Source organism: Streptomyces sp. NPDC028305 (assembly GCF_055569495.1).
In genome coordinates this window covers 318,007-340,017 of the sequence record NZ_JBVHTN010000003.1, presented here as the reverse complement: position 1 = coordinate 340,017, position 22,011 = coordinate 318,007, and the positions used below count along the sequence as shown (strand labels likewise).

The 22,011-nt window shown below is 68.5% G+C and carries 16 protein-coding genes and 1 pseudogene; 5 read left to right on the top strand and 12 right to left on the bottom strand.

Annotated elements, in window-relative coordinates:
- Positions 1–99 precede the first annotated feature (99 nt).
- Positions 100–420 carry a glycoside hydrolase family 6 protein gene (locus ACZ4WQ_RS12865; RefSeq protein WP_394816881.1) on the bottom strand — a complete coding sequence of 107 codons (321 nt, stop codon included), beginning with the start codon at positions 418–420 and terminating at the stop codon, positions 100–102.
- Positions 312–1,277 (bottom strand): glycoside hydrolase family 6 protein, encoded by a 966-nt coding sequence (locus ACZ4WQ_RS12860; RefSeq protein WP_398372326.1) that lies wholly within the window; start codon positions 1,275–1,277, stop codon positions 312–314. Before ACZ4WQ_RS12860 ends, ACZ4WQ_RS12865 begins: the two co-directional genes overlap by 109 nt.
- A 427-nt stretch (positions 1,278–1,704) precedes the next feature.
- Between ACZ4WQ_RS12860 and ACZ4WQ_RS12855 the strand changes: the two genes are divergently transcribed.
- Complete coding sequence (locus ACZ4WQ_RS12855; protein WP_361188729.1) at positions 1,705–2,718, top strand: LacI family DNA-binding transcriptional regulator; 1,014 nt, start codon at positions 1,705–1,707, stop codon at positions 2,716–2,718.
- A 12-nt stretch (positions 2,719–2,730) separates the two neighbouring features.
- On the opposite strand, the gene ACZ4WQ_RS12850 is transcribed toward ACZ4WQ_RS12855, so the two are convergent.
- Entirely contained in the window at positions 2,731–3,714 is a 984-nt protein-coding gene (locus ACZ4WQ_RS12850; protein WP_398372328.1) for an acetylxylan esterase, read from the bottom strand.
- A gap of 246 nt (positions 3,715–3,960) precedes the next feature.
- Here ACZ4WQ_RS12850 and ACZ4WQ_RS12845 point away from each other — a divergent pair, with 246 nt between their 5' ends.
- Complete coding sequence (locus ACZ4WQ_RS12845) at positions 3,961–4,941, top strand: LacI family DNA-binding transcriptional regulator (RefSeq protein WP_398372330.1); 981 nt, start codon at positions 3,961–3,963, stop codon at positions 4,939–4,941.
- Positions 4,942–5,008: 67 nt separating this feature from the next.
- Here ACZ4WQ_RS12845 and ACZ4WQ_RS12840 read toward each other — a convergent pair whose 3' ends face one another.
- Positions 5,009–6,763 (bottom strand): cellulase family glycosylhydrolase, encoded by a 1,755-nt coding sequence (locus ACZ4WQ_RS12840; protein WP_398372332.1) that lies wholly within the window; start codon positions 6,761–6,763, stop codon positions 5,009–5,011.
- A 43-nt stretch (positions 6,764–6,806) separates the two neighbouring features.
- The gene (locus tag ACZ4WQ_RS12835) at positions 6,807–7,847 is read right to left on the bottom strand and encodes a LacI family DNA-binding transcriptional regulator (protein ID WP_398372334.1); all 1,041 of its coding nucleotides are present in this window, start codon (positions 7,845–7,847) and stop codon (positions 6,807–6,809) included.
- Between the two features lie 333 nt (positions 7,848–8,180).
- Here ACZ4WQ_RS12835 and ACZ4WQ_RS12830 point away from each other — a divergent pair, with 333 nt between their 5' ends.
- The 3 genes from ACZ4WQ_RS12830 (at position 8,181) to ACZ4WQ_RS12820 (ending at position 12,073) form a co-directional block, all read left to right on the top strand.
- Positions 8,181–8,360 carry a hypothetical protein gene (locus tag ACZ4WQ_RS12830; protein ID WP_311730134.1) on the top strand — a complete coding sequence of 60 codons (180 nt, stop codon included), beginning with the start codon at positions 8,181–8,183 and terminating at the stop codon, positions 8,358–8,360.
- A gap of 20 nt (positions 8,361–8,380) precedes the next feature.
- The gene (locus ACZ4WQ_RS12825) at positions 8,381–9,598 is read left to right on the top strand and encodes an RICIN domain-containing protein (protein WP_398372337.1); all 1,218 of its coding nucleotides are present in this window, start codon (positions 8,381–8,383) and stop codon (positions 9,596–9,598) included.
- A 372-nt stretch (positions 9,599–9,970) separates the two neighbouring features.
- Positions 9,971–12,073 (top strand): beta-galactosidase, encoded by a 2,103-nt coding sequence (locus ACZ4WQ_RS12820; protein ID WP_398372339.1) that lies wholly within the window; start codon positions 9,971–9,973, stop codon positions 12,071–12,073.
- 178 nt (positions 12,074–12,251) lie between these two features.
- Here the strand turns inward: ACZ4WQ_RS12820 and ACZ4WQ_RS12815 are convergent, their stop codons facing one another.
- The 7 genes and pseudogenes from ACZ4WQ_RS12815 to ACZ4WQ_RS12785 form a co-directional block, all read right to left on the bottom strand.
- Entirely contained in the window at positions 12,252–13,175 is a 924-nt protein-coding gene (locus tag ACZ4WQ_RS12815; RefSeq protein ID WP_385339876.1) for an alpha/beta hydrolase family protein, read from the bottom strand.
- Positions 13,176–13,309: 134 nt separating this feature from the next.
- Positions 13,310–13,450: pseudogene (locus ACZ4WQ_RS12810) on the bottom strand (non-reducing end alpha-L-arabinofuranosidase family hydrolase); the annotation flags it as partial.
- Between the two features lie 942 nt (positions 13,451–14,392).
- Positions 14,393–16,687 (bottom strand): right-handed parallel beta-helix repeat-containing protein, encoded by a 2,295-nt coding sequence (locus ACZ4WQ_RS12805; RefSeq protein WP_398372342.1) that lies wholly within the window; start codon positions 16,685–16,687, stop codon positions 14,393–14,395.
- A 40-nt stretch (positions 16,688–16,727) separates the two neighbouring features.
- A complete protein-coding gene (locus ACZ4WQ_RS12800; RefSeq protein WP_398372344.1) occupies positions 16,728–18,722 on the bottom strand; it encodes a DUF8034 domain-containing protein in 1,995 nt (664 codons plus the stop codon).
- Positions 18,723–18,795: 73 nt separating this feature from the next.
- Entirely contained in the window at positions 18,796–19,662 is an 867-nt protein-coding gene (locus ACZ4WQ_RS12795) for a carbohydrate ABC transporter permease (RefSeq protein ID WP_385339870.1), read from the bottom strand.
- Entirely contained in the window at positions 19,652–20,566 is a 915-nt protein-coding gene (locus ACZ4WQ_RS12790) for a carbohydrate ABC transporter permease (protein ID WP_398372347.1), read from the bottom strand. The genes ACZ4WQ_RS12795 and ACZ4WQ_RS12790 overlap by 11 nt, the downstream gene beginning before the upstream one ends.
- Positions 20,563–21,927 carry an ABC transporter substrate-binding protein gene (locus ACZ4WQ_RS12785; RefSeq protein ID WP_398372349.1) on the bottom strand — a complete coding sequence of 455 codons (1,365 nt, stop codon included), beginning with the start codon at positions 21,925–21,927 and terminating at the stop codon, positions 20,563–20,565. Before ACZ4WQ_RS12785 ends, ACZ4WQ_RS12790 begins: the two co-directional genes overlap by 4 nt.
- Between the last annotated feature and the right edge of the window lie 84 nt (positions 21,928–22,011).

Below are 22,011 nucleotides of genomic sequence, written 5' to 3'. Positions count from 1 at the left end.
CCCGGTACGGCAACCGCGCCCGAGCGGCCCGGCCGGAAGCGTCCAGCCACGGGTGAACGGTAACTCGTGGCTGGACACGTCCAGGGTGCCCGGCGGAGTTCAGCGGTTGAACGTCAGGCGCGGTGCCGCGTTGCGGGCCAGTGCGTGGGCCTGGTCGGGCGACCAGGTGCCGGCGGGCGGGTCGACGATGCCGTACTCGGGGTCGATCGTACCGGCGGTGTTGCGCGTGCAGCGGCCGTCGGACTCACCGGGGAGCTTTATCCACAGGTAGGCGTCGACGAGCGGGACGCGGGTACATGGATGGATGTGAATCAGTAGCCGTAGATCATCTTGTAGGCGACCTCGGGGAGGAACTGTCCGGCCGAGGAGCCGCCTCCGACGCCGCAGTTGCCGTCGGACTCGCCCGGGGCCTTGATCCACAAGAGCATCTCGGCGCCTCCACCCTGCTGGGTGGGGGTGCCGATACGGCGGCCTGAGGGGTTGCACCACTGGCCGTTGGAGCCGTTGCCATTGCGGCTGGTGTCCACGACGAACGGCTTGGTGTAGCCGTAGCGGGCGTTGAGTTCACTGTTGACGGCGTTGCCGTAGGCGGTGTTCTCGGCCGTGGTGAAGTAGTTGGAGACGTTGAGGGAGAAGCCGTGGGCCTGGCGGAGGCCGGCTTCGTGGAGGCGCCGGGCCATGGTCGCCGCGTCCGCCCAACCGGGGTTGCCGGCGTCGAGGTAGACCCAGGTGTTGGGGGCCTGGCGGCTGAACTGGGTGAGGGCGCCGGTGAGCATGCCCTCACGTTCATCGATCTGAGCCTGGGTCATGCAACCGTAGTCCCCGAGGGAGTCCGGTTCGAGGATGACGACGGCCGGGCGGTTGGCGATCCCGCCGGCGAACTGGGCGATCCAGGTCGCGTAGGCGGACGGCGAAGCGGCTCCGCCCGCGGAGTGCCCACCGCAGTAGTCGCGGTTGTAGACGTTGTAGGCGACGAGGATGGGCAGTTTGTCCCTGGAGTCCGCGGCGCCCGCGTACGCGCCGGTGGCGGTGCCGATGGTGCCGCTCCAGGAGCCGAACCAGCGGGCCATCGGGGTATCGGCGAGGGAGGCGTTGATCGCGGGCGCCCGGCCGTCGCCGGGGTTGGCGGCGACCCACCTCTTCGCGCTGGAGTCGGGGTCCACGTAGAACCCGCTGGTCATGGTGGTCGGGTCGGCCGCGTGGGCGGACGGTGCGACAGCGAGCGCAAGCGGCAGCGTGAAGAGCGCTGCCACCAGGACGCGGAGTCTGCGGCGCATGACTGTACCTCGGTTTCCTGACAGGGATGCGTCGCACGCTCTGGTCCCGAGCGTGCGACCTGCTGAGGAAGTGCGGTGGTACGGCGTCCCGTCGGCGCGGCGACTCTCCGGCAGGGACGACATCTCCGAAGGTCGGCAGAGAGCATCACTGGGAGCGCTCCCATTGGGAGCGGTCCCAACAGCGCCGTGGCCTTTGGGGTGTGGTCGGTATCGTGTTGCGGGCTGGTCAAGCTGTCAAGGGTCGACGTAACAACCCGCCCTTCACATGGCGAGGACGAAGCTTTACAGTCCACAACTGGAAGCGCTCCCAGCCCTCTCCGGTCCCTGAAGCTCCGTACCTGTCCTGTCTCGCCCACCGGGCGGTGGCGGCGGCATGGGCCGGGGTGAGACGCTTCCCGTCCGGCCGAGCGGGAAGGGCTCATGGCTCATGGCAGAAGATGCGCCGCGTCGGCAGCCGACGCTCGACGAGGTGACCGAACTCGCCGGCGTCTCCCGCTCCGTGGCCTCCCGCGCCCTCAACAACGCACCGCACGTCAGCCGCGCCAAACGCGAGGCGGTCGAGCGGGCCGTCCGGCAACTCGGTTACGTACCCAATCCGACCGCCCGCGCTCTGGCCACCCGCCAGACAGGAGCGGCCGCCCTGGTCGTCTCGGGAGAGGATCCGTCGATCTTCGCGGATCCGTTCTTCGCCCAGGTGATCGTGGGGGCGTCGGCCGCTCTGGAGGAGGCCGACCTGCATCTGATGCTGTGCCTGGCCGCTTCCGACCGGGGTCGCAAGCGGGTGGAGGAACTCCTTCGCTCCAAGGGCGCCGACGGCGTCATGCTGATGGCGCTGCGTGAGAACGATCCACTGGCCCGTATGGCCGAGGAGGCGGTGATGCCCGTCGTGTTCGGTGGACGCCCGGTCGGATCGGCTCCCCGGTGGTACGTGGACGTCGACAACGTCGGTGGAGCGCGCGAGGCGACCGAGTACCTGGTCTCGCGGGGCCGGACGCGCGTAGCCGCGATCTGCGGGCGTCTGGACACCGAGGCCGGGCGCGCCCGGTACCGCGGCTACCGGGACGCCATGCTGGCCGCCGGCCTCGATCCGTTCCCGCCGCAGGAGGGGGACTTCACCGAGCCCAGCGGGGCCGCCGCCATGGCCGCACTCCTGGCGAACCGCCCCGACCTGGACGGGGTGTTCGCCGCCAACGACAACATGGGTGCGGGAGCGCTGCGCACGTTGCGCGAGGCCGGCCGACTGGTCCCCGCCGATGTCGCAGTGGTCGGCTTCGACGACCTGGCCGTCGCCCAGATCGCCGATCCGCCGCTCACCACCGTCCGTCAGCCCATTGCGGCTTTGGGACGGGAGATGGCACGCATGCTCGTCGCGCTCGTCAACGGACAGGACCCCACCCCGCTGATCCTGCCTACCCGCCTGGTCACCCGCTTCAGCGCCTGACGGCTGTGACCCCTACTGCTGAGGGGCCAGACCGCGTTGGCGCAGCCACTTCAGCTGCACCGCGGTGTTCCGGCCGAAGCCGCCGCCGTGGTCGGCGAAGGGCCAGACGGTCATGGTCCGGTCCACACCCGCGTAGTGGTTGAAGGCGGCGTAGACGGTGGAGGGCGGGCAGATCGGGTCCATGAGGCCGACGCTGAACAGTGCCGGGGCCGTCGCCCGACGGGCGAATTGGACACCGTCGAAGTAGTCGAGTGTGGCGAAGGTCGTCTCGACGCGGTGCGGACTGTGCCAGCGCAGATATCTGGTGAGTTCCAGGTACGGGCCCTCCCCGCTGATCCGCGCCGCCTGGCGGAAGTGGCACAGAAACGGGAGGTCCGGAACGACTGCCGCCACCCGGTCCGGGGCGAGTCCGGCGACCGCGAGGGCCAGGCCGCCACCCTGGCTGCCGCCCGCGACAACGACCCGCCCGGCATCCAGTCCGGGCAGTTCGACGATCGCGTCCAGGGCGCGTACACAGTCCGTCATGAGGCGGCGGTAGTAGTAGTTGTCAGGTGAGTCGACGCCGCGGGTCATGAAGCCTTCGGCCCATTGCGTTCCGTCGCCCTCGCCGTGGTCCGGGGTGTCGTGGCCCTGTCCGCGGCTGTCGACGACGAGCTGGGCGTAACCGGCCGCGGACCACAGCAGGTGGTCGGTGGGCAGCCCGCGGCCGCCGGAGTACCCGATGTAGGTGACGACGACCGGCAGCGGCGCCTCGGCGCCGCGCGGGCGCAGCAGCCAGGCGGCCACGGGTTCGCCGTTCCAGCCGGGGAAGCGTACGTCGTCGACCTCGACCGTGCTCAGCAGGTGCCGGTCGGTGACCCGCTCAGCCTTCACCGCTCCGCCTCGGGCGCGGGCTTCTGCCAGGGTCCGCTGCCAGAAGGCATCGAAGTCCTCCGGCGCGGACACCTCCGGCCGGTAGGCGAGGAGTTCGTCAGGATTTTGATCAGACAGAGCCATGGTGGTCCTTGTGACGAGGGGCAGGAAGGGAAGCAGCGTGGCGGCCTCGGGCGCGGGAAGCCGACTCGACGCCGGAGACGGCGCCGGGGTGCAACGGGCAGGCGAGGCAGGACGCAGGGTTGATCGAAGGTGTCAGAATGGCGGTTGCAGCAGTCGAGGGGATGGGGAAAGGCGACCGTGCCGGACAACCGATCGGGAAGACCTTCGGCGGACGAACACAGGGAGCGTGGCGCGGGACCCGCATCGGTGACGATTGCGTACATCGCCGAGTCCGCGGGCGTCTCGATTCCCACCGTGTCGAAAGTGCTCAACGGTCGTTCCGGAGTGTCCGACGAGACCCGGGCCCGGGTCGAGCAGCTGATCCATGAGTACGGCTACCGCAAGCCTCCCCAGAGCCGGAGCAATCTGGTGGAGCTGGTGTTCCGCGAGCTGGAGCACCTGTGGTCCGTGGAGATCATCCGCGGAGTCGAGCGCGTGGCCCGCAGGAACGGGGTCGGGTTGCTGGTGTCGGAGTTCGGGCTTCTGGACGCGGACGGAAGGTCCATCGGCGACACGGTGGGGCGGCGACCGCAGGCCGTACTGTCGGTGGCCCAGCTCCTCGAGACGGAGCGGGAGCAACTGACCGCCAAGGGCATCCCCTTCGTTGTGTTCGACCCGATCGACGAGTTGCCCGACGGAGTGCCGTTCGTGGGAGCGACGAACTGGAGAGGTGGTCAGGCGGCGACCCGGCATCTGATCGAATTGGGGCACCGGCGCATCGCCATGATCAGCGGGCCGGACCACGACTTCTGCCGCGCTCGGCTCTCCGGTTACGTCTCCGCCTTGGCGGAGGCGGGCCTGCCGACGGACCCCGGTCTGGTGGTGAAGACGCAGCTCTCGCGTGAACACGGGTACGTGGCGGCGCGGGAGCTGCTGTCCCGCCCCGAACGTCCCACCGCCGTGTTCACCGCCAACGACATGCAGGCGCTCGGTGTCTATCAGGCCGCGCGGGAGCTGGGCCTGGGTATCCCGCATGACCTGAGCGTGGTGGGTTTCGACGACGTGCCGGCCGTGGCCTGGATGGATCCGCCCCTGACCACTGTCCATCAGCCGCTGGCCGAGATGGCGACGGCCGCCACCGAGCTGGCCCTCGCGCTCGGCCGGGGTGAGGCGGTGCCCCAGGTGGGGCTGGAGATCGTGACCACCCTCACCGTCCGGGAGAGCACGGCTGTGCCGAAGGAGGAGTGAGCCCGCGGGGAACGGACCGCTGTGCCCTGGCCGCCCGGGGGAGCGGGCGGCCGGGGAGCGAGGCCGGTCAGGAGGCCGTGCCGGTGACCGAGGATCCGGACTTGGTGACGTGGTAGGTGACGGTGGCTCCGCTGTAGAAGTGGAAGGTCAGCGTCACCGGCTCGGTGTCGCGGAGCGCGTTCAGGAATTCGGGGGTCAGGATGATCTCGCCGCCCGGGTAGTCCGGTGAGTAGGCCTTGTTGAACTCCTGGTAAGGAGTCCAGCTGGTCTGGCCGGCGTTGGTGCCGTCGGCGTACGTGGCGTGCATGGTCGCCAGTACGTCACCCCGGTACTGCGTGGGGATGGTGAACGAGCTCGTCGTCCCGGTGGCGTCCGTCAGGACCGGCGTGTCGTGGCTGACCACGTCGATCTGCCACGGCAGCCCGCGGGAGAACCGGGCTCGGAGCGTGGCGTTGACCCCGTAGGCACGATCGCCGGCGAGCCGGGTCAGGGCCTTGGCCGTGAGGGTGAGCCGGTTTCCGGAGACGGTGTAGTCGCGTCCCGCGACCAGCTTGGTGCGGCCGTGCCACAGGCCGCGGAAGCTGGTTCCGTTCCGGTTCAGGGTGAGCGACTGGGCGGTGATGGGGCTGGACTTCGGCAGGAAGATCTTGTCGAAGGAGGTGGTTCCCGAGCGGGTGGTCCAGCTGGACTTGATCCAGGCGAACAGGGCGGGGTCCCGCCATTGCAGGGTCTCGCGGTTCAGGTAGGCGAAGGGGTCCCACAGCGCCGTGGTGACGCCGGCGACTCGCGCCTTGTATCCGAGGTGTTCGAAGTACTTCAGCGCCTCGCCGCGCTCGACGCGGTCCGGATGGTTGTGGTCCGGCCAGCTGAGCAGGCCGTACTCGCCGAGGTAGACGGGGATGCCCTTGGCGACGAACGTGTCGTGCATGCGGGCGAAGGCGTCGTCGAGGTCCTTCTGGGCGTTGTCGTCGTAATGGGTGCCGCCCGCGATGTTCACGCTGAACGGGTACCAGCTGTAGTAGTGCACGGTGGCGACGAGGTTGCTGTCGTCCAGCGCGTCGATGGTGGCGGACAGATCGTCCATGAGGGTCTGGGAGGGCGTGCAGCCCACCGTGGGCAGGACCAGCAGACGGTTTGCGTTGCCGCCGCCGGAGGAGCGGACGATGGAGTGGAAGGAGGTGTTGAGCTCGTTGAGGAGCTGGGTCTTCCGCGCGTCCGTGGCGTTGTCGAAGACCGGTTCGTTGACGCTCTCGAAGAGCAGGGCGCGCGGCGCGTCCCGGAATCTCTCGGCTATCTGGCTCCACAGGGCGTTGAAGCGGGCGAGTACCTCGTCATGGTCGGTGGACATCTTCGAAATCCACTGCCATGAGTCGTGGTGGATGTTGATCACGACGTACAGGCCCTCGGCGAGCGCCCAGTCGACAACCTGCTCGACGCGGTTCATGTACGCGGCGTCGATGGTGTAGGGGGCGGTGGCCGAGTGGTGGTCGGTCCAGGTCACCGGGATGCGGACGCTGCGGAAGCCCTGCGCGCGGACGGTGGCGAGCAGCTTTCTGGTGGTCAGCGGGTTGCCCCAGGACGTCTCGTCGGGAATGGCGTCCAGGGTGTTGCCCAGGTTCCAGCTGGGCTGCATCGCCGCGACGGCGTCCATGGCGGAAGCCGGGACCCTGACCGCCGACGATGACGCTTCCCTTGTGCCGTCGGGCGCGGCCAGTGCCGTGCCGCCGGTCAGCCCCAGCATGACGACCAGGGTCAGCAGCAGGGCCGCCAGGCGTCCCGGGCCCCGACTTCGGCGGTGTGCGGGGAGCCGTATGTCCTTCATATGTCGTCCTTCTCGGTCGGTCGGGCCTTGATGCGCACTGCTGTCATGACGGCTCTTTGGGCGGAGAGGGTTGGCTAGCACTGCTCTGGCGGATGGTCAGAGTCGGCTGCAGAAGGACCCGTTCGTCCGTCGGCGGCTCGCCCCGCTGTGCGGCGGTCAGCCGCCGGATCATCTGGCCGACCGCCACGCGGCCCAGTTCCTGTCCGGGGCCGGACACGGTGGTGAGGGCGGGTGTGTGCTGCTCGGCAAGCTGCTCCGGGCAGAGGGCGACCACCGAGGCGTCCTCGGGAACGGACCGTCCAGCGGCCTTCAGCAGGCCGAGCAGCGGGCCGATCGCCGCCTCGTTCTGCACCACGAAGCCCGTGGTGCCGGGTCGGTCGGCGAGGATCCGGGTCAGGGTCCAGGCGGTGGATTCGTACGTGCCCTCGCAGGGCCGGTGCAGGAAGCGCACTCGCCGCTGCTCCGCCCGTTCGCGGAAGCCGGCCAGGGTTCGTTCGGCGTATCCGGCATGCCGCTCGTAGACGCCGGAGCCGTAGCCGATGAAGCCCACGTCCCGATGGCCGAGGTCCGCCAGATGGTCCGCGCACAGGGCGCCCGCGGCGGTGAAGTCGTGGTCGACGCAGGACAGTTGGTGCGGGTCGTCCGGTAGGCCGATCAGCACGGTCTGTGTGCCCCGGGCGCGCAGCGCGGGGATGCGAGGGTCGCCCAGTTGGACGTCCATGAGGATCACGCCGTCGGCCAGCCCGCTCGCCGCGACGCGCCGCACTCCCTCGGGGCCCTCCTCGTCGGTGACCAGCAGGACGTCGTACCCGTGCCGCCGTGCCTCGGTCGTGACCGAGATGGCGATCTCCATCATGACCGGGACGTACATGTCCGTCCGCAGCGGCATCACCAGCGCGATGATGCGGGAGCGGCGGCCGGCCAGCGTCCTGGCTCCGGCGTTGGGGTGGAAGCCGAGTTCCGCCACGGAGCGCAGGACACGGCCGCGGGTCGTCTCGGAGATCTGGTGGGAGCCGTTCAGGACGTAGCTGACCGTGCTGGACGAGACACCCGCGTGTTTCGCCACGTCGGCGATGGTCACCATGATGGTGTGCCGGCGTCCTTGAACCCGGGATCGATGCCTGTCTTCTGCTGTCCGCCATCGCGGTTCAACTCGTGCGTCATGGTCGGGCCCCTTCCCCTGGAGCTGTCGAAGCGCTTCACTTGGCACGGGAAGTTAGCGGGCTTGTTTCGTGCGAAACAAGAGCCCAGATGGAAAGAAAGTTTCTCTGCCTGGTCCATTGACAGCCCGTGCGAGCACTGGCAGCGTCGATGCGCTTCGACAAACTCACGCTCAAGCCGTCATTCATATCCGCCTGCAGAGGGATCTGATTCGTGGCCACTCCGTTCCCTTCCGCTGCCGTCCGGCTGCCGTTCCGTGATCCGGCCCCGCGACGCCGACACCGGCTGCTACCTCGGTCTCAAGGACGACGCCTCGCTCGTCGTGGACCGGACGGTGCTCAAGAGCTGGTTCATCAACGAAACTTTCCAGCCCGGCGTAGCGAGGACGGCCGGCGCCGTCCGCCCGGGACTCCCATCGGGCGGACAACGGCTCTGACGCGAACGACGGTGCTCACCGTGGTGACCGCCCTGTGGGTGGCGCTCCTGGCCGGATTGGGTGCCGCCGCGACGGCACGGGCGGCCACCGTGGATCCGAACGCGTGGTACGTGCTGGTCAACCGCAACAGCGGCAAGGCCGTCGAGGTGGAGAACGCCTCCACCGCTGACGGCGCCAAGGTCATGCAGTTCACCGACGGGGGCGGGGCCAACCAGCAGTGGCAACTGGTCCCCACGACGGGAGTGCTGGCGCAGGCGCACACCGCCGGGCGGGTGAAGGACGCCGGGAACACGGTGCAGTACAGCTGGCCCGGCGTGTACTTCGAGGGCACCGTCAGGGGTACCGGCGTGGGCATCGTGCTCAACGACTCGGCCGCCGACTACGACGTCCAGGTCGACGGAGCCACCGTCGCCACGCTCGTCACGCCCGGCCGGACCACGCACTGGATCAACGGTCTACAGGACCGCGTGCACACCGTCCGGCTCGTCAAGCGCAACGACAGCCCAGGGGACACCAGCACGTTCGGAGGCTTCGTCGCCGCGCCGGGCGGTGCCGTGCTGAGCAAACCGGCGGCCCGCAACCGCCAGATCGAGTTCATCGGGGATTCCCTCACGGTGGGCTACGGCAACCTCTCGACCTCGCGCGACTGCACCTGGGACCGGGTCAGGCGGACCACCAACGCCGACGTGAGCTACGGCGCCCTGACCGCCCGGCAACTGAACGCCGACTACCAGATCAACGGCTATTCGGGCCTCGGCATGGTGCGCAACTACAACGGAGGCTCTCCGGACGTCACCTACCGGACCTTCTACGACCGTGCCCTGCTCAACGTGTCCGGCGACGTCTGGCAGAACCCGGGCACCTGGCGCCCTCAGCTCGTGGTGGTCAACCTGGGCACCAACGACTTCTCGACCGCCATCAACCCCGGTGAGCCGTGGACGCCCGACAGCCTGGCGGCCGCCTACCGCACCGCCTACGGCGACTTCCTCCAGAAGCTGCGGACGCGCTACGGGGCCACGACCACCATCGTGGCGGTCGGCACCGGTCAGTTCGCCGGCCATGTCCAGCAGGTGGTCAAGGCACGCAACGACGCCGGTGACAGCCGGGTACGCTACTGGTCCCTCGACGACTCGGGGCTGGACTTCCTGGGCTGCGACTGGCACTACTCGGCGCACGACGACCGACTCATCTCCGACCGGCTCACGTCGTTCATCGCCGGTCTGCCGATCGGCTGGTGACGGCACCGACCACCCAAGAGCACCACAGACCCGACTACGGGACCTCCCACTCCGGAAGCGGTGCGGCTGGACCCGACGGTCGGGATCGCCACCCCCGGCCACCGTGCTCGGGCCGCCATGAGCTTCTTCATGGCGGCCCTTGCATCGGTGTCGTAGCACGGCGTTTTCGTGGCGCTGGACGAGGAGTCCGGCCCCCTTCGAGGCGTTCCGCCCGTAGAAGCACCGCGGGAACGCAAGCCCCCGGACTCGCCTCGCCGCCGGTCTTCACCGCCGCCAGTACGACCTGGTGATGGCCGGTTCCGTGCTCGCCGTCCTGCCGACCGTCGCGGTGTTCGTCCTGCGGCCCCCATACAGACAGAAGTGGAGAAACGCGTGTACGAGCCTGCCGAGCGGGTCCTTTTCGGCGCCGCTTACTACCACGAGTACCAGCCGCACGACCGGCTCCAGGAGGACCTGGACCTGATGGCCGAGGCCCGGTTCTCGGTGATCCGGGTCGGGGAGTCGGTGTGGTCGACCTGGGAACCGGAGAACGGCCGGTTCGCGCTGGAGTGGCTGCGCCCGGTGCTGGACGGCGCGCACGAGCGTGGGATAGGGGTGATCATCGGCACTCCCACCTACGCGGTTCCGCCGTGGCTGGCCAGGCAGTATCCCGAGATCGCGGGGGAGCGGCGCACCGGGGAGCGGATCGCGTGGGGCCACCGGCAGGAGGTCGACTTCACCCACCCGGCCTTCCGCTTCCACGCCGAGCGAGTCATCCGCAAGATCGTGGAGCACTACGCCGACCACCCCGCGGTCGTCGGCTTCCAGGTCGACAACGAGCCGGGCGTGGCGCTTCTGCACAACCACGGGGTCTTCCAGAGGTTCGTCGACGACCTGCGCCACCGCTACCAGGATGTCGAAACGCTCAACCGGGAGTGGGGCCTGGTCTACTGGTCGCACCGGCTCAGCGACTGGGCTGACCTGTGGCGCCCCGACGGCAACGCGCAGCCGCAGTACGACCTGGCGTGGCGGCGCTTCCAGGCCCGCCAGACCACCGAATTCATCGCCTGGCAGGCCGACCTCGTACGGGAATACGCCAGGCCGGGGCAGTTCGTCACCACGTGCATCTCCTACGACCGGGTGGCGGCCGAGGACGCCGAACTGACGAAGGCGCTGGATGTCACCGCCGGGAACCCGTACTACGCCATGCAGGACGGTCTGGCGCTTCCGGACCGGGACACCGCCCCCCAGGGGTGGGCGAGCCGCGGGACCTGGGCCCTGTACCAGAGCGCCGATCGGATGTACGCCTCCCGGCAGGAGCCGTTCCTGGTCACCGAGACCGACGCCCAGGCCATCGGCGGCCCGGAGATGAACTACCCGGCCTACGACGGCCAGTGGCGCCAGGCGGCGTGGGCACTGATCTCCCGCGGCGCGTCCATGATCGAGTACTGGCACTGGCACACCCTGCACTTCGGCACCGAGACCTTCTGGGGCGGGATCCTCCCGCACAGCGGCCGCCCTGGCCGCAGCTACCGGGAACTGGCCCGGCTGGGGGAGGAGCTGGAGACGGCGGGCGGTCTTGTCGCGGGACTGCGCCCGGACGCCGACGCGGCCTTCCTCTTCGACCACCCCAGTATGTGGGCGCTACAGCACCAGCCGCCGCTTTCCACCCCCGACGGCGGTCCCGACACCGGCTCCTACGGGCGCCTGTTCGGCGCCTTCTACCGCGGCGCCTTCGACGCGGGGCTGCAGGCACGCATCGTCCACCCGGGCCAGCTGGACACCGCCGACCTGCCGCCGCTGCTGGTCGCGTCCGGCTACTACATCGCCGAGGACCAGGTCCTGGACCGGCTGCTGGCGTACGCGCAAGCGGGCGGCCATCTCCTGCTCGGTCCGCGCACCGGCTACGCCGACCACGAGGCCAGGGCGCGTACCGACGTCCAGCCCGCACGCCTGGCCGCGGCGGCAGGCGTCGCTTACGAGGAGTTCTCCAACCTGGCGTCGGCGCTGCCGGTCACCGGTACGGATGCGATGCCGCTGCCGTCGGCCGCGCGCGCGACGGCCTGGGCCGACGCGTTGTCCCCCGCCGAGGCCGAGGTACTGGCCGCTTACGAGCACCCGCACTTCGCCCGGTGGCCCGCTGTGACCACCCACCGTTACGGAGCCGGGCGGATCACCTGCGTGGGCACCGTCCCGGACCAGACCCTGGCCCGCGCGCTGTTCCAGTGGGCCGCCACCGGCACGGACCCGTGGCGCCCCGGCCACCCGTCGATCACCTCCACCGGGGCCACCGCCAGGGACGGCAGCCGGCTGCGCTTCGTGCACAACTGGTCATGGGACCAGACCGCCTTCCCGCTGCCGAGCCCGGTCCGCGATGTCCTCACCGGCCGGCGGTACGCGGCCGGCGACACCTTGTCTCTGGGCCCGTGGGACGTGCGGGTGTGCGTCGAGGAAGCCGTGCCGTCGGCCGAACCGGGCGCCGACGCGAGCGAGTAGCCAAAGTGGTCGGGCCCCGGCCACGACCGGGGCCCTGCCCTTGCCGGGACGGCATCGGCCTGGGCCATCAGCATGGCTCATCTGCCGGTGGTCCCGCCGCCGGCCGCCCGCTTCGGCCTCCGGTCCGGGAGCAACCGCACCCCCGGACCGACGAATGGCTGGTCCAAGGCGAAATCGCCTAGGTGAGGGCCGCTTGCCAGGAGGTGCCGTTGCTGGTGGCATCGCTTTGCAGGCGGTCGCGAGCGGCGGTGTCGCCGTACAGGCTCCAGCGGAACCAGTCCAGGAAGGTGTTCTTCGTCTGGGCGTAGTACCGGTAGTCCGGGACCAGGTACTGGCCGTGGTCCGCCCCGACGTGAGTGAGGAACGCCTTCGGCGCGCGGAGTTCGTTGTACGCCTGCCGCGCCGAGTTGATGTCGCAGGTCCCGTCGTTGCTGCCGTGGATGAACAGCACCTTGGCGGCCAGGCCTGCCGGGTTGCCCATGTCCACGCAGGCGACCGGGACGGCGGCGACGATGCGGTTGTCCGGCCAGGCGGTGAGTAGGCCGTGGGTGGTCATACCGCCCATCGAGTGGCCGGATACCCCGACTCCGGCTCGGGTGTCGATGTGCCCGGCGAACGGGTCGCCCGCGGTGTTGTTCAGCGCCAGTGTCCGGGTGAGGACCTCGGAGACGTCCTTCGACCAGTTGCCGTTGTAGACGCTGCCGATGTTGGTGTTGTCGGAGAACGAGGGAGCGGGGCAGATGAAGCCCGCGGAAGCCAGGTCGTGGGTCTGCGAGGAATAGCAGTCGGAGTTGCACCCCATGCCGTGGCTCCATTCGGCGATGGGGAAGACGCCGCCTGCGATGGGGGCGTTCGGGATGGGGTTGCCGCCCGGGGTGCCGGCGGCCGGGTAGTAGATCTTCGTGGTCAGTTGGCGGTTGCCGCGGGACCAGTTGAACTGGCGCACACCGATGGCGAACTGCGCGGTGGGCGCCTGCCGCGGTGAGGACATCCGGGGTGCCAGCAGGGTGCCGGCGGCCGCGCTGCTGCCGAGCAGGGACATGCCAACGCCCGTCGCCGCTGCCGCGCCGAGGCCCAGTAAGGTACGCCGTCGCACTGACATTGATGACTCCTTGTTGGTGTGGGGGTGAGGCGGGCCGCACAGACGCGGTGCATCAGCGTGGTGGGTCCCGCGGTGTTGTTTTCATGGGGCCGGGCCGTCAGCTCGGTCCCCGGCCCCATGAAAGAGGGGCCGGGACGCTCATTGCCGGTGCGGATCAGTTCTCCGTGGCTGATGTCCTTGGTCCAGGCGCCGGAAGGGAAGCCCACGTTGTTGGCACGGGCGAAGGGATTGGATTCGCCGGCCGCGAGTGGCTGCCACTGGCCGTTGAGGCCGCCCCATTTGTTCGCGGTCGTCATGAAGACGTGCCACTTGCCGTTCGCGTACACCACTGACGGCTCCTTGAACGGGGGTCCGCGATGCGGGGGTGCCTCCGGAAGCGATGGTGGCTCCGGAAGGGGAGGCGAACAGCGCCATCGCCAGCCTTAGCAGCAGAGTTACGGCAGCGCGAACGTATCGCGAGCGCGGTCGGCGTCCTGGATGCATGAAAGCTCCATGGGGTCGGCCGGAGGCCCGTCACACAAATGTCGCGTGTGTCCTCGGAAACCAGCATGGCGGCAACGCGTGGGGGGCCTTACCGGTACGGATGGCGCGGGTGCTGTCGTGGGCGATCTGCGGGGGGTACTCGATATTCAGGCGTGGACGAAATATCGCGCGGTCGGCGAGGCGTGGCCGGCCGGGAAGACGCGCCTGTTGGTCGTCATGACATGACCTTCCGACGGCATGTACGGGCGGGGAGCGCAAAAACGGGGGGCGGCAAGTGGCGCCGATACATCCCATGACCTCTCTAGGGGTCCCATGGGACCTTGGAGCCTGTCAAGAGGCTTGACGTCGAATGATGCAGGGGGTTGCCGTGCCATTCGGGACGAAATCCTGCGGTGTGGCGGCGGTAGAGGAGGTCAAACATCACATCACGTTGACGAGCACGCCCTGCGGGAGCAACTCCGGTCGGCGGTTTCGTCGCGATTGCTACGCGAGTCCGGTGCGCGGTATTGACACTCTTCAGCGCTGCTCTACCATCCATCGTTGTCCGATAGTTCGGCCTTAGTTCGAGATGTCGAACACCTTGATTTCCACAGGAGAGGGGCGGCCTGTCGACCAACCCCACCTTTCTGCGGTTCCGCCAGGGAGACGCGGTCCTGGAATCGTTGCCGCTGTCGCCCGTCGGGGACGGCCGCGGGACGGCGCCGGCTCCCGCCGCCGGCGCCGTCGACGTGAGTTCATCGCTGCCGTACGAGCGATTTCGACTCGGTGGATGCCTGACCCTGCGCGTCCAGGACGTAGAGGTGATAGTCACCGACCGCTGGCGGAACCTTGATGGTCGTCGCGGTTCCCCTCGCCTTGGTCATGGTGGGGCCGACGGCGAACGTCGTCGTACCGGAAGGAGCCAGCCAGAGAGTTCTGCTCCCGTCACCGGCGCTTCGGACGGGAATGGACGACACACCCTTGCCGACGAACGTGCTGGCCGGCAGAACGTAGTCCGGCAGGGCCAGTCTGCCCCGGGGGACGATGTCCTTGTAGGTGTTCTCCAGGCCTGCGTTCACGGCGATGCTGTACGCCTGTGACGGCCACACGTTGTCCGCGTACGCGCGCACGTCCTCGATGGTGCTGTTCGGGACGTTCTTGTCGGCGATCTTGTTGATCGTGCCGTAGGTGTTGGTGATGCTCAGGTCGTGCTGTCGGCCCCACGTGCCGGAGTTGATGGCGTAGTTGACATTCGGGTCCAGGTGGAGCACGTTGTCGCGGTAATTGATGTAGGCGGAGCCTTCATCGGGGTGGAGTCCGTACTTGTGGCCGGCCGGAACGCCCTGGATATAGTTGTTGTCGATCTCGGTTCCCGGCTGGCTGCCCAACGTGTAGATGGGAGCGGAGTCGCCGAGCACCTGCATCGTGTCGATGATCTGGTTGTGGCTGATGGTGTTGTTCTTCGCCGTGGTGGTCGGCACGCCGGGGCGGACCGAGTTCGCCGAACCGTCGAAGTTCCACCATCCCCAGCCGAGTGTGATGCCCGCCCAGGGGGTCTTCTCGATCTGGTTGTGCCGCACGGACAGGGAATCGGCGAAGTAGGCCGATACGGCGCTGGACCCCTGGAACAGCACCGCACTGTCGTAGAGGTAGTTGTCCGTTATCGAGATGTTCTTGCAGACTCCCTCGACGTTTGCCGGGTACTTCTCGCCGTTTGACGAGGTGTGGTCCCCGATGTACACATGCTGGGGATGCCCGACGGTGACGGCGGATCCGGCGATGTCATTGGTGTAGTTGCCGATCAACTGCGTGTCCGTCACGTCGTTGACCATGTTGATTCCGTCAGCGCCGGTGTGCTGCACCGTGTTGCGCCGCAGGATGATCCCGTCGGCGTTCTCGATCTGTATGATCCCCGGCGGCAGGTCGACGTTGCGGTAGGAGTAGGCGTGGAAGTTCTCCTTCGCGTACACGAGTGAGCTCGCGTTTCCCTGCTGGCCCTGTCTGAACACGGAGCCCGCCACTTCGACCAGGTTCCAGTCGGAGTGCTCGACGGTGAGTCCGGAGAAGGTGATGTTCCGAACGTGGTCGGTCGTGGACGTTCCCGCGATCCTGATCAGGGTGGACAGCTTGTTCGGCGCGAAGACCTGTGCGGTCGTCATGTCCTCGGGGTCGGACTTGTAGTAGTACAGCCGGTGATTCGTCTTGTCGAAGTAGAACTCGCCCGGCTGGTCCAGGAACTCGTACGCGTTCATGAAGGTGTGGGTACCGTCGGCTTTGAAATGCCCGTTCGGCGGGCCCTGGGCGATGGCCGCGCCCGGCTGCTGGAAGAGAGCCACGCGATGGGCGCCGTCCGAGCTCGTGGTGATCTCACGGACTCCCACGATGGCCGTGGTCCAGGTCGTCGCGGACTTGATTTCGACGTCGTCCTGGTTGAGGGCGACCGCAGGCAGATCCGCGAGGCTGTACTTGGCTCCGTCGCACTGCGAACCGGACTCCCAGGCCCAGGGAGCCTGGCCGGCCGTGATGGTGTAGGTACCGTGGCATCCCGCCGAGCTGATCGTCTTCGAAGCCATCTGGGCCCGCTTGCCGTTGACGTAGAGCGCGCGGAGCTTGTCGTCGCGGTTCAGCCGAGCCTGCCAGATGTTCCCGCTGTGCCGAGTCCAGCCGGTCACCTGAACGCCTCCGTTCAGGACCGGCTTCTCGCCCCGGTAGGCGGCGTACACGACACGGTGGCCGTTGGTTCCGGAATCGGCCGGTGTGAAGTCGATCGTGCTGCTCACCGGGTAGTTTCCGCCGCGGAGATATACGTGGATGTCTCCGTTCATGTTGTTGTTGACGGTGCGCACGACGTCCCGCGCGTGCCGCAGGGTCTTGAACGGCGCCGTGATCGTGCCGGGGTTGGCGTCGTCACCGTCGGGGGCGACGTAGTACGTCGCCTGAGTCGCGGCCGAGGCCGGGGTCGGTGCCGTGAGGGATGTCAGCGGCACAGCGGCGACCGTCATCGCAAGCGCTGCCGACAACGTGCGGACGGTGGAGGTGACTGGCTTCATCGGCTGCTCCTCGTGCTGGTTCGGGCGGTGGGGCAGGCGTTCATGCGGCGGCTCCCTGGGCCGGGGTGTCGAACGGTGTGCGGTAGCTCGGGGCGTTGGTGCGCAGCTGGAGGCGGAGGGTGAGCCGAATACGGGTGGACGCGGGCAGCCGGACCGTCAGGAAGACGCTGTCGCAGGACTCCTCCGTCTCGGTGGCGGCCGGCTCGGTGTGGCCGTAGTCGTACATGTCCCCGATCCAGCCGTCGTCCTCGCAGGCTGTGTAACGGACGGCGGTGATGGTGTGCTCGGCGAAGGCGCCGGCCTGAACGATCACCGTGCGGTCTGCCTCGGCGGAAAGGTTCACCAGTTCGACCGTCGTCGCCTCGGGGTCGATGGAGGTGACCAGCGCGGCCACATCCGGCGGCAGTCCGGCGCGGCGGGCGTCGGCGTCGTGGTAGCGCAGCCGGGCCTGCTGGAGGCCGCCGTTGTACAGCACCTGGGGCCCGCCCCAGGTCAGCTGGACGAGGGCTTCGGTGACCACGGGGTTGCTCTGCTGCCACACGTGGATGTCGGCCTCGGGCACGTCCAGGTCGCGGTAGCGGTCGATGCGGCGCAGCCGGTGGCGGACCTGGGCCTGGGCGGCGGCGAGGATGCGCTCGGGATAGCCGGGGTCGTCACCGGCGAGGAAGGCGAACCACGCCTTCTCGTGTCCGGACTCCTCCTTGGCCCGGAACGGCCGGACGGTGCGCCAGTCGAGGCCGTCGGCTTCGCGCAACCGCTCCAGCCGGGTGCGGTCGGCGGCGGAGGCCGTGTGGTGCCACAGCGCCACCGGTACGGGCGGGGTGACCGGGTTGTAGTCGAACCAGCCCGAGTCGTTGTGGCGGAACGGAAGGTGGAGGGTGGGCGTGTGGATGTCCGGGCCGAGTTCGGCCACCCACTTGGAGGGGAGACTGGAGTCCGAGTCGGTGAAGGGCATCACCCTGCCGTGGCCGATGAGGGTGTCGAGTGAGGTCGCGACCATGGCGAGGTAGCCGTCGTCCCTGGTGACCGTCGCCGCCGCGAGCGCTGCCACACAGGCCGCGTGGCCCACGCTGTGCCAGCCGTGCGGCCAGGACCAGCCGTAGTGGCCGCCGTACCAGCGGCCTTCCAGCAGGCTGCCGACGACCCCGTCCGGCCCCGCGTTGTCCGGAATGAGACCGTTGTGTGCCTGGGTGCGCTCTCGCCACGCCCCCACGTACTCGACGATCCAGTCGCGGTAGCGGTCCTCGCCAGAGAGGATCCAGGCGTTGAGCACCAGACCGGCCGCCGCGAGGTTGACGGCGGTGTCGCCGACGCCCATCCGGTCGCGCATCCGGGCTCCGAGCCGAGGGTCCGAGGAGAGCGGGTACGGGCCGCCGTCCGCCTCGGGGATCCAGTCGAGCGGGAATCCGTACGTCTGCGCTTCCTTGGGCAGCCAGGGATAGACGTCGCCGTCGAACAGGCCCCTGCGGTCGGGGTCGCTGCCGTTGTGCGGATGGGTGATGACACGGTGCTCGGGGTCGTAGTTGCCCTTGACGGGGTCGACGTACAAATCGGCGAAGCGCAGGGCGCGTTCGGACCAGCGGTCGGGGGCGGCCATGCACAGGAAGTAGAGCAGGAGCAGGCTCTCGCCCTGGTGGAACCAGTCGTAGCCGCGTTCGAACTCGTCGCGCAGCATGTCCAGTTCGGTGAGCTGCCGGGTCACGCCTTCCCAGTGCTTCTCACTGGCCGGCAGCAGATCGTCGGCACCACCGAGGAGATACAGCTGGGGCCAGTTGAAGAACACCTCGTAGAAGTCGTCCACACCGTCACGGGTGGTCAGTCGGCCGGTGTAGTTCAGCCGTCCGTCCGGGCCGGTGAAGTCGCGGGCGAAGCGCCGCCAGGCGTGGTCCAGCAGGTCGAACAGGGCCCGCTGGGCCACGGCCCAGCCAGGTGGTTCGAGCAGCGGCAGCCCTGCCCGGATCTCGGGTGGCGGAACCGGGGGGCCGGAGGGCGGGGCGTCCTCGGCCGAGGAGTGGTCAGCAGAGCTGAGGGGCATGGAAGGAGCTCCGTTCGGGGTGGCGGCGCGATCGCGCACGCCGGGGACGACGGCCGGGCGGACGAGGCAGGTGTCATTCCTTGGTGGCGCCGGCGAGCATCCCGCCGACCAGGAAGCGCTGGGCGAAGAGGAAGACGATCAGCACGGGCGTGATGGCCAGCAGTGTCGCCAGCGCCAGCTGCGGACGCTGGATCGCGAGGGTGCCGACGGCCGGATTGAAGGACGGCACGTTGCTGAGCAGGGTTCCGACGCCCACCTGGACCGGCATCTGGCTGCTCTCGGGAAGCATGACGTACGGCAGGAAGTAGTTGGTCCAGTTGGCGACGAAGCTGAAGAAACCAACGAGCGCGATGACCGGAGTCGCCAGCGGCAGCGCGACGTGCCGGAAGACGCCGAATTCCGAGCAGCCGTCCATGCGTGCCGCTGCCAGCAGGTCCTTCGGCACGGCGGTGGTGAAGTAGATGTACGTCAGGTACACCCCGAACGGGTAGAACGAGTACGGCAGGATGATCGACCACATCGTGCCGATCAGGTGCACCGCATTGATCTCCAGGAACAACGGCACCACCAGCGTGGCGTTCGGCATGAGCATCACGACCAGGGTCGAGACCAGCAGGGTCCGTCGGCCGCGGAACTCGGTCATGGCCAGCGCGTAGCCCGCCGGTACGGCCACACAGAGCGTGATGACCAGGGAAATCGCCGCGTAGAGAGCGGAGTTGCCCAGCCACTGCATGATGGCGTTGTCCTGGAACGCCGTGAGCGCGTCCCAGTTGGCCTTCAGCGCCTGCCAGGAGCCGAAGGAGAGCGGGTTGTCGTGGACCAGTTGCTGGTCGGTCTTGGTCGCCGCGAGGACGAGCCACAGCACCGGCAGCACGAAGAACACCACGAACACGGCCAGCACGGAGCCGGTCAGCAGCCGGGAGGGGCTTTTAGTCGGCATCGAAGAATCCCGACCGTGCGACGAAGATCGCGGCGGCAGAGGCGCTGACGACCAGGAGCTCCACCGAGACCGCGGCGGCGCCGTTGATGTTGTTCATCTGGAAGGCGAAGTCGAACGTCAGCTGGTTGAGCGAGTAGTCGCGTCCGGCCACACCCACGCTGGCGAGGGAGAGCAACTGCGGCTCGACGAAGAGCTGCGCCCCGCCCGCGAAGGCCAGGATCATCATGTACACGATCCACTTGCGGAGCATGGGGATCTGCACGTGCCAGGCGGTCTGCCAGGCGCCGGCGCCGTCGATGCGCGCCGCTTCCATGACGTCCTTGGGGATGTTGTTGAGCGCGCCGTACATGACGACGATCCAGCCGCCCGCGCCGGTCCAGAACGCGATGACCGTGAACAGCAACGGCAGGTTGCCGGGAGCGATGACTTCTCCGAAGGTGTGGAACCCCAGCATGCTCAGGAGCGAACTGACCGGGCTCACCGTGGGGTCGAGCACGAACAGCCACACCAGCACGCTCGCGGCGCCGGCGAGCGCTCCGGGGATGTAGAAGAGGAAGCGCAGTGCCTTGCTGACGGTCCCGGAGGCCAGGCGGTGCAGCAGCAGCGCCAGACCCACCACGAACACCACCAGCGAGGCAAGCCAGAAGATGAGGTAGACCGCGACGTGGTTCACGGCGTCCAGGAAGCGGAAGTCGTGCGCCGTGGTGACGAAGTTGGAGAAGCCGGTAAACCTTCCCCCGGCTTCGGTGAAGGCGAAGTAGACGGCGTACCCGGTCGGAAGGATGCCGAAGGCGATCAGCAGGAGCACATAGCCGGCGACGAAGGCGGTGCCGGCCCGGCTCTGGCGGGCGGCGCCGCGACGGCGCCGGTGGGCGGGGCCGGCCGTGGAGTGGGCGAGGGTCACTGGGCGACCTTGTATCCGTTGGCCTTGGCGTACTTGACGACGGAGTCCTGCCAGGCGGGCAGCATCGACTCGACGGTCTTGCCCTGGGTCAGGGCGGGTTTGACGGTGGCCGCCCAGATCGCCTCCTGGCTGAACTGGCCCGAGCCCCAGCCCGGCCAGACCTGGGAGGCCGCGTCCTTGAGCGCGCTCAGGTCGCCGGCGAAGTATCCGGAGGCGTCCTGCTCCTTCAGCCAGGTCTCGGCTGCGGGTGCGTAGGCCGGGAAACCAGGCGCCTTCTCGCCCTGGTAGGCGTTGTCGGTGGTGACCCACTTCAGGAAGTCGGTGGCGGCCTTGATGTGAGCGGAGTGCCGGGACAGCAGCCAGGTGCCGCCGCCGACGTTGCCGGTGGACGGCGAGGTGTCCCCCTGCCACTGGGGAATGGGCGCTGCCGCGATGTGCTTGGCCGGGGTCTTGAGGGTGTCCTTGAACACCGCGCCGCCGAACCAGGCGGGGCCGGGCATGAGCAGGACCTTGTCGGCCTTGTTCTTGCCGAAGTCGGTGCTGAAGACCCCACTGATGGACAGGGACTTGTTCTTGATCAGCACGTCCATGAGCCTGGCCATCTTGGTACAGGCCTCGCTGGTGGTGTTCACCGAAACCGACTTCGGGCCGGTGATGTGGTTGGCGCCGCACTTGCTCGCCCACAGGTAGATCTCGGGGGCGAAGGAGTCGCCCGCGTCACCCACGAGATAGCCGGGGTGTTCCTCTGCCACCTTCTTGCCGAGCTGCTCGTACTCCTCCCAAGTCGTCGGAACCTGGTAGCCGAACCTCTTCAGCAGTGGCGCGTTGTACCAGAGCACCGCCTGGGAGAGGTCATTGCGCAGGCAATACACGGTGCCGCTCACCGTGCAGACGTCGTTGGCGCCCTCGGCGAACCGCCCCAGGGTCGCAGGGGGGATCAGGCCCTTGTTGAGCGGCGCCGCGAAGCCCGCGTCGACTGCCCAGGTCACCTCGTTGTTCTGAGAGCTGAAGACCACGTCCGGCCAGCCCTTGCGGGTGCGGTTGAAGAGCTGGACCTTGGTCTGAAGGTAGTTCGAGCCGTTGGCGTTGCCGTCGTAGGTGACGATGTCCAGCTTCACGTCCGGGTGCAGCTTCTGGTACAGCTTCGCGGAGTCCAGACGGGTCGCGTCCACCCAGACGGTCAATGCGCCGTCCTTCTGGGGTACCTGGGCGAAGCCGTCCTTGGTGGTCGTACCGGCAGCGCCTCCGCCGCCACAGCCGGCCGCGGTCAGCACCACGGTGGCCGCGCAGCCGGCCAACCATGCCGAACGTCTGTTGCTGACCACCCTTACCTGGCTGAGCGAAGGCTTGTTGACGGTCATATGCGACTCTCCTGGGTTAGCAGGCGGCCCGAGCAGATCGGCAGAGCAGCGGCGCGGATGAGGTGACGCCGGACCGTCCCGGCC